This is a genomic window from Streptomyces sp. MB09-02B, assembly GCF_033794485.1.
In the GTDB taxonomy this organism is placed as follows: Bacteria; Actinomycetota; Actinomycetes; order Streptomycetales; family Streptomycetaceae; genus Streptomyces.
This window is the reverse complement of sequence record NZ_JARGEE010000808.1, coordinates 1-1,740: the sequence shown is the minus strand read 5'-3', so window position 1 is coordinate 1,740 and position 1,740 is coordinate 1. Positions and strand designations below refer to the sequence as shown.

The 1,740-nt window shown below is 72.6% G+C and carries 2 protein-coding genes; both read left to right on the top strand.

All coding sequences use genetic code 11. The features are described 5' to 3' along the window. Positions 1 to 228 (top strand): hypothetical protein (locus tag P1P70_RS44245; protein ID WP_413471693.1); only part of this gene is annotated, 228 nt, incomplete at its 5' end. Positions 229 to 308: 80 nt separating this feature from the next. Next, the gene (locus tag P1P70_RS44240) at positions 309 to 1,472 is read left to right on the top strand and encodes an adenylate/guanylate cyclase domain-containing protein (RefSeq protein WP_319248098.1); all 1,164 of its coding nucleotides are present in this window, start codon (positions 309 to 311) and stop codon (positions 1,470 to 1,472) included. Positions 1,473 to 1,740: the final 268 nt, after the last annotated feature.

Below are 1,740 nucleotides of genomic sequence, written 5' to 3'. Positions count from 1 at the left end.
GATGTGTGTCGAGTGATGTGTGGGCGGGGTGGGGGCTGGGGACCCGGGAGTGGTGCTGGGCTGGGGCGGGTCCCGCTCACCGGCGCTTGCCGGGTGCCGCCTGCGCCCACCCGCGCCGCCGCAGCGGCGCGACTGCCCGCAGTCGGGGTGGCGGGGAGCGAGCGCGGCTGCGGGGGCGGCGACGTCGGGGCGGTGTGGACCGGGGTGTCCACCAACGGCCTCACCTGACGGAGTGAGCTGGCGCACACCTGCCGTAGAGTTGAGGCCGGTCGAGTACGTGACCGCGGGAGATCGGAAGGGCAGCAGGAGTGAGCGTCGAGGACACGGGCTCCGGCACGGACGCGGATGGCCGCGTGGAGCCGCCCCCTCTCTCGGCTTCGCTCGAGCGGGGCGAGCCCCAGGACGTGGACGCCGACGAGGAGGACCCTCTGGCGCTGCGGCTCGAAGGGCTGATCCTCGGGGCCGAGCGCCGGTACACCCCTTTCCAGGCCGCGCGCAGCGCCGGCGTCTCCATGGAGCTGGCGTCCCGTTTCTGGCGGGCCATGGGCTTCGCGGACATCGGTCAGGCCAAGGCACTGACCGAGGCCGACGTGCTCGCGCTGCGGCGGCTCGCCGGTCTCGTGGAGGCGGGGCTGCTGAGCGAGGCCATGGCGGTGCAGGTGGCTCGTTCCACCGGGCAGACCACGGCGCGGCTGGCCGAGTGGCAGATCGACTCCTTCCTGGAGGGGCTGACCGAGCCGCCGGAGCCGGGGATGACCCGGACCGAGGTGACGTATCCGCTGGTCGAGCTGTTGCTGCCGGAGCTGGAGGAGTTCCTCGTCTACGTCTGGCGGCGCCAGCTGGCCGCAGCCACCGGCCGGGTCGTACAGGCCGCCGACGACGAGGAGATGGTCGACCGGCGCCTCGCGGTCTGCTTCGCGGATCTCGTCGGGTTCACGCGGCTGACCCGCCGGATGGAGGAGGAGGAGCTCGGCGAGCTGGTCGAGGCCTTCGAGACCACGGCGGCGGACCTGGTGGCGGCGAACGGGGGCCGGCTCATCAAGACCCTCGGGGACGAGGTCCTGTACGCCACGGACGACGCGGGTGTCGCCGCCGAGATCGCGCTGCGCCTCATCGAGACCATGGCCAACGACGAGACCATGCCCGAGCTGCGTGTCGGCATGGCCTTCGGCACGGTGACGACGCGGATGGGCGACGTCTTCGGTTCCACCGTGAACCTCGCGAGCCGGCTCACCTCGATAGCGCCGAAGGACGCGGTCCTCGTCGACGGTGCCTTCGCCGAGGAACTGACCCGTACGGGCGAGGCGCCCGCCTCCGAGGCCGAGGCCGCGGAGGCCGCGGCCGCCGCGGAGAAGGAGGGCGAGGAGCCGCCCACCTACCGTTTCGCCCTCCAGCCGATGTGGCAACGACCGGTGCGTGGGTTGGGCGTGGTGCAGCCGTGGTTGCTCACGCGGAGGCCCGGCAAGGCGTGACGGTGTAAGCCGTGACGGCATAAGGCGTAAAGGCTGACGGTGTGAAGGCGTGACGGTGTAAGTCGTGAGGGGTGAGGGGCCGCCGGGTGGGCGGCCCCTCTTCGTTGCGGTCCGCTATCTGCTCAGGGCGTCGTTGACGCATACGCCGACGATCGGGACGCAGAGGCCCGGCTTGGTGGGCTTCGTGGGTGTGGTCGTGTCGCCGGGTGCGGTCGGCGCGGTCGGGGAGTCGGGCGTGGTCGGCTGCTGGGGGGCTGCCGCCGGGGGC